The following is a 5849-nucleotide window of genomic DNA, read 5'->3' on the forward strand; positions in this document are numbered from 1 at the left end:
AGTGCTCGCGCCCCTCCGCGGGCGGTGTGTCGTGCCGGGGGGTGGGGCGCCCCGTGCGGGCCGGGGGGGGGGGGGGGGGCCCCCCGAGCCCGGGCATTCCGGGCCCGCCGGGCTGCGGGAGGTGTTCGTGGTGGGCTTCCGGTTCCTGTGGACCCACCCCCTGCTGCGCCCGCTGACCGTCCTGCTCACGCTCCTGACCTTCGTCACCATGGGCGCCACCGACCTGCTGGTCTACCGGATCCGGCACGAACTCGGCCAGGACGCGGCCGTCGTCGGCTACGTCATCGCCGCGAGCGGCCTGGGCGTCGTCGGCGCCGCCTTCGCCGCCGGGCCGCTGCGCCGGTCCTTCGGGTTCGGGCCCTGCTGGCTGGGCTCGGTCGCCCTGATCGGCGTGGCCGTGGCGGGCACCGGCGTCAGCCGCAGCCTGCCGGCGACCGCGGTGCTGGCCGCCGTGTTCATGTTCGGGATGACCCTCGGCGGGGTCTGCTCGATGACCCTGCGCCAGGAGGTGACCCCGGATCGGCTGCTCGGGCGGGTCACCTCCGCCTTCTGGACCGTGCACAACGCCGCGGGCCCGGTCGGCGCGGCCGCCCTCACCGTACTGGCCGACCAGCACGGGGTCCCCGCGGTCAGTGTGGCCGCCGGGGTGTTCTGCCTGCTCATCGTCGCATCGGGGCTGCTGACCCCGCTGCGCGGAAGCCGGATCACGGGAGCCCCGTCCGTCCGGTCGGCGCCGCGCGCGGAGGGGGCCGAACTGCGACCATGACCTCAGGGGAAGCGAACGGAGGAGCCGCAGCCATGTCCGGACAGTTCGAGGCGACCGTGGAGATCGACCGGCCCGTCGCGGCGGTCTTCGCCTATCTGGCCGACGGGCGCAACGACCCGCGGTTCAGTCCGAGGGTCCAGGAGATCAGCAGGACCCCCGACGCCCCGACCGGTGTGGGCACGGTCTTCCGCAGCACGGTGAAGGACGCCGGGATGAAGACCGGCCGCGAGTTCCGCATCACCGCCTTCGAGCCGCCGCGGCTGATCCGCTGGACGGAGCAGAGCAGGAACCTGGTCACCGCGGAGGGCGGGTACGACTTCGAGCCCCTCCCCGGTGACCGCACCCGCGTCCGCATCTTCAACACCCTGGAAGGGCACGGACTCGGGAAACTGCTCGTGGGTTTCGCGCTGAGCGCGGCCCGCAAGGACGCACCGGACTTCGGCCGCCGCAACACGGCCGCCGTGGAGGCGACCTGTGCGGCGGCCGGAGCCGGTGCCGGGTCAGAACCTCCCGTCGGTGAGGCCCGGGAAGCGCTGCGGCGACTGCGGGGCGATCTCCGCCCGGTGCTCGGCGGCGCCCGGCGCCGTCCGGCACGTCACGTCCGCGGCGGGCAGCCGGCCCGTCGTCAGGTAGGAGTTGACCTGGGCGTTGGCGCAGGATCCGGGGTCGACCAGGTACACCCCGTGGCCCTCACCGCCCTGCGCGAGCACCATCCGCGAACCCCTCAGCGCCTTGTGCAGGCCCTGCCCGCTGACCAGCGGGGTCTGCGAGTCCCACTCGTTCTGCACGGTCAGGACATCGGTCCCGGTCTTCATCGCCGTCGGGGGCTCGATCGGCCGCTGCCAGTAGGCGCACGGCTTGATGTTCGAGGCGAAGTCCCCGTACAGCGGGTACGCGACCTTGTCCCCGGCGGCCTCCCGCGCGTACTGCTCGGGGTAGCGCGGCCATTCGACGTCCCCGCACACCACGGCCAGGAACACCGCGGTGCCGTTGTCCGACGCCGGCTCGGCGGCCGGCTTCAGCAGCTTCAGCTGGGGCGGGGTCAGTTTGACCGGCTTCCCGTCGGCCGCGTCCTTGAGCGCCTTGACGAGGGGCGCCGCCTGCGAGGGGGAGAAGAACACCGCCCGCGCGGTGCGGATGTCATCGCCGGTGAGCTTCGCGCCCTCGAACTCGATCGGCTCCCGGTCGGCCCGGGCCACGAGGTCCCAGAAGGTCTTGGCGACCGCGTCCGGGGTGGCGCCGAGCCCGTACTCGGCCGAGCGCTCGGCCGTCCACTGCGTCCACCGCTTGAACGCGGGCTCCGCCTCCGTGGCCCACACCTGGATCATGCCCCGCCAGATGCGCTGCGGGTCCACGCCGCTGTCCAGCACGATGCGGTCGCTGCGCTCGGGGAACATCTGGGTGTACACCGCGCCGAGATAGGTGCCGTACGAGTAGCCGACGTACGAGATCTTCTTCTCGCCCAGCGCGGCACGGATCGCGTCCATGTCGCGTGCCGTGTTGCGGGTGGTGACGAACGGCAGTACCGCGCCCGCCTTCTCGCGGCACTTCTCCGCGACCGTACGCGCCCAGGCCACGTCCGCCCGGAACGTCTCCTCCTTGTACGGCCGGTCGATGTTCTGCTCGGTGTCCGTCAGACCGCAGGTGATCGGGGTGGAGGCGCCCACGCCGCGCGGGTCGAAGCCGATCAGGTCGTACCGGTCGCGTACGTCCTTGGGCATCAGCTCGTCCATCATCAAGGGCAGATCGATCCCCGAACCGCCCGGACCGCCGGGGTTGAGCAGCATGGCGCCGTGTCGCCGGGCCGGGTTCTCGCTCTTCATCCGCGATATCGCGAGGTCGATCGTGCGTCCCCGGGGGCGCCGGTAGTCGAGCGGGACCTTGATCGTCGCGCATTCGTACGCGGCGGGCCGGTCCGCACTGCACCGCTGCCACGCGGGCTTCTGCGGGGTGTACTCGGCGGCGGGGGCGGCGGATGCCCCGGTCGCGGAGAGCAGGGGGACGGTGGTGGCGATCAGTGCGGCGGCGGCGAGCATCGGTGCGAGGCGTTTCATGTTCACGAAGAGCCGTTTCCTTCCGTGAATGCGATGGCCTCACCACCCTGTTGTACGAGGGCCCCCGGGCGAATCATCCCGGAGGGCCGGTTCGCATGCTCCTCACGAACGAGCTCAAATCCGGACAACTGGCCGACACGCGGCAGGAGTTGACCGTACGGGCGCACGGCGGGCGCCGGCTCCGGGGGTCAGGAGCGGCCGGCGATGCGCTCGATGGCGACCATCGCCGCGTCGTCGCCGAGACTGCCGCCCGGGGAATGGGCCAGCAGGTCCGCGCACAGGTGCCGCAGCAGGGCGTCCGGGCCGTCCCCCGGCCAGTCGGCGGCGCGCTCCGGCAGGGGGTAGAAGGCGCCCGCGGCGTCCCGGGCCTCGATGACCCCGTCCGTGTACAGCAGGATCACGTCGCCCGGCTCGAAGGAGAAGGACTGCGGGGCGAAGCCGGTGTCCACGAACTGCGTCAGGCCCAGCGGCGGAGCCGGGTGGTCCACCTCGAGGGGGACCACCCGGCCGCCGCGCAGCAGCAGCGGCGGCGGATGGCCGCAGCTGATGAGCCGTACGGTCATCTCCCCGTCGGGGATGTCCACCACCGCCGCCGTCGTGAACGCCTCGCCGGGTTCGCCGGACGGCTCGCCCGTGCCGTCCGGGTCGGCGGCCACGGCGGCCTCCAGATGGGCGACCAGGGCCGGCAGGTCCGCCTCCTGGTGGGCGGCGGCCCGGAACGCGCCGAGCACCAGGGCGGCGTCCCCGACCGCCTCCAGGCCCTTGCCGCGGACGTCGCCGATGATCAGCCGGGTGCCGTGCCGGGTGCGGGTGGCGGCGTACAGGTCCCCTCCGATCTGGGCCTCGGCCTCCGCGGCCAGGTAGACGGACGCCAGCCGCAGCGGCCCCATCCGGTCGCGGATCGGCCGCAGGACCACCTCCTGCGCGGCCTTGGCGACGGAGCGCAGCTGGATCAGCTGCTTCTCGTGGACCTCGCGCAGATGGGCGAAGAAGGTGACGAAGGCCGAGATCAGCACCAGGGCAATGATCTGGAAGGTGTGGTTCAGATCGGTGGCGGTCGTCCGTGCCACGGCCACCGCCACCTGGGCCAGGACGGCCACCGCGCCCACGAACCCCGTCATCCGGGGCCCGGCGAACGAGGCGGTGAGCGCCGGGGCCGCGACCAGGAACGGACCCAGATGGACATCGGGCGGTGCCAGGACGTCGACCACCGTGACGACCGCGATCAGCGCGAAGGGAACCGCCAGCAGCGGCAGGCGGGGCTCGCCGACCTGGCGGTGGCTCGGATGCGGCGGCCGGTGGTCCATGACACCTGAATACACCGGGCTCCTCGTTCCTGCGCTCCCTGGCCGGCAGCGCGCCCGCCCCCCGGTCCGTCGGACGGCCGTATCGGAGGGCGGCTGCGCTGCCGGTCCGGGGGAGTGGAGGGAGGATGGGAGACGCCCCGGGCACGGACCCGGGACGTGGAGCCCGAGCGGGCCGATGTACCGCCCCTGCGGCAGCGGACGGGAAGGAGCGCCCGGCATGAATACGGCGGACGCCTCTCCGGCCGGTGCCGAGTCGGCGCGCCCCGGCCCCTCCGTCGACCCCGCCACCGGGCCCGGACTGCTCGACGTGCTCGGTGTCGCGGCGGTCGTCCTCGACGCGGAGGGGCGGATCGCGCTCTGGAGCCCCCAGGCCGAGGAACTGTTCGGTTACACCGCCGGGGAGGCGCTCGGCCGGTTCGCGGCGCAGCTGCTCGTCGACGAACGCAACCTGGACACGGTCCTCGCCCTGTTCGAGAAGGTGATGGCGGGCGGCGGCTCGTGGGCCGGGACGTTCCCCGTACGGCGCAAGGACGGCAGCACCCGGCCGGCGGAGTTCCGCAACATGCGGCTGGAGGACAGCCAGGGGCGGCTCTACGCGCTCGGCATCGCCTCCGACCAGGCCACCCTGCGGCGCGTGGAACGCGACCTGGCCCTGTCGATGCGGCTGGTCGCGCAGTCCCCGATCGGCCTGGCCGTACTGGACCCCGAGCTCCGCTACGTCCTGGTCAACCCGGCCCTGGAACGGATCAACGGGATCTCCGCCGCCCGGCACGTCGGCCGCCGCGTCCACGAGGTGCTGCCCCGTTTGGACGCCGCGTCCATCGAGGAGGCCATGGGCGAGGTCCTGTCCACCGGCCGCCCCCAGCTGAACCGGTTCACCACCGGCCGGACGCCCGCCGACCCCGACAGGGACCACGCCTATTCGGTCTCCCTCTACCGGCTCGAAGACCCGGCCGGGCGGCCCCTGGGGATCGCCGCCTCCGTCGTCGACGTCACCGAACAGCACAAGACCTCGATGGCCGTCGCCCTCGCCCGCCAGCGGCTCGCCCTGATCGCCGACGCCTCCGTGCGCATCGGCACCACCCTCGACCTCTGGGTCACGGCGCGCGAACTCGGCGACATCGCCGTACCGGAACTCGCCGACCTGGCCACGATCGACGTCCTCGACGCCATCCTCACGGGTGATCACCCGCCCGGTGCGGCGTCCGACGAGACCGTGCGGTTCCGCGCCCTCGCCGTCAAGGCGGCGCGCCCCACGCCCGCCACCCTCGCCGCCGACCCGGTCGGCTCGATCGCCCGCTACGACGCGACCCGGGTCGTCACCCAGTGCGTGCAGTCCGCCCGCCCCGTGCTCGTGGCGCACGTGACCGCGGAGGAGATGGGCAGCGTCGCCCGCGACGCCGCCGCCGCCACGCTGCTCGCCGAGGCCGGGCTCCACTCGTACCTCGCGGTGCCGCTGATCGCCCGCGGCGAGGTCATCGGCGCCATGGGCCTCCAACGCACCGACAATCCGCTGCCGTTCGACCAGGACGACGTCCTGCTCGCCAGCGAACTGGCGGCCCGCGCCGCCGTCTGCATCGACAACGCCCGCTGGTACCAGAAGCAGCGCCACGCCGCGCTCACCCTCCAGCGCCACCTGCTTCCCCACCAGCCCACCCCCCCCCCGGGCCTGGAGATCGCATACCGGTACCAGCCCGCCGCGGCGGCCGGCGAGGTCGGCGG

The 5849-nt window shown here is 73.4% G+C and carries 4 protein-coding genes and 1 pseudogene; 3 read left to right on the top strand and 2 right to left on the bottom strand.

Going from position 1 to position 5849, the window contains the following annotated elements:
* Positions 1-31 precede the first annotated feature (31 nt).
* Together ACFXA3_RS32985 and ACFXA3_RS32990 are read left to right on the top strand one after the other, a co-directional pair.
* Positions 32-766 (top strand): MFS transporter, encoded by a 735-nt coding sequence (locus ACFXA3_RS32985; RefSeq protein ID WP_385192896.1) that lies wholly within the window; start codon positions 32-34, stop codon positions 764-766.
* A gap of 32 nt (positions 767-798) precedes the next feature.
* Positions 799-1239, top strand: a pseudogene (locus tag ACFXA3_RS32990) (SRPBCC family protein); the annotation flags it as partial.
* A gap of 27 nt (positions 1240-1266) precedes the next feature.
* On the opposite strand, the gene ACFXA3_RS32995 reads toward ACFXA3_RS32990, so the two are convergent.
* A complete protein-coding gene (locus tag ACFXA3_RS32995; protein WP_385192899.1) occupies positions 1267-2820 on the bottom strand; it encodes an alpha/beta hydrolase in 1554 nt (517 codons plus the stop codon).
* A 188-nt stretch (positions 2821-3008) separates the two neighbouring features.
* A complete protein-coding gene (locus ACFXA3_RS33000) occupies positions 3009-4127 on the bottom strand; it encodes a PP2C family protein-serine/threonine phosphatase (protein WP_385192891.1) in 1119 nt (372 codons plus the stop codon).
* 217 nt (positions 4128-4344) lie between these two features.
* Here ACFXA3_RS33000 and ACFXA3_RS33005 point away from each other — a divergent pair.
* On the top strand, positions 4345-5849 hold a 1505-nt coding region (locus ACFXA3_RS33005; RefSeq protein WP_385192893.1), incomplete at its 3' end, for a PAS domain-containing protein.

Origin of the sequence: Streptomyces sp. NPDC059456 (assembly GCF_042750055.1) — a bacterium.
GTDB lineage: Bacteria > Actinomycetota > Actinomycetes > Streptomycetales > Streptomycetaceae > Streptomyces.

Coding starts and splice junctions, on each gene's coding strand:
- ACFXA3_RS32995 (WP_385192899.1), bottom strand. CDS start 2,820: ATGAAACGCCTCGCACCGATGCTCGCCGCCGCCGCACTGATCGCCACC.
- ACFXA3_RS33000 (WP_385192891.1), bottom strand. CDS start 4,127: ATGGACCACCGGCCGCCGCATCCGAGCCACCGCCAGGTCGGCGAGCCC.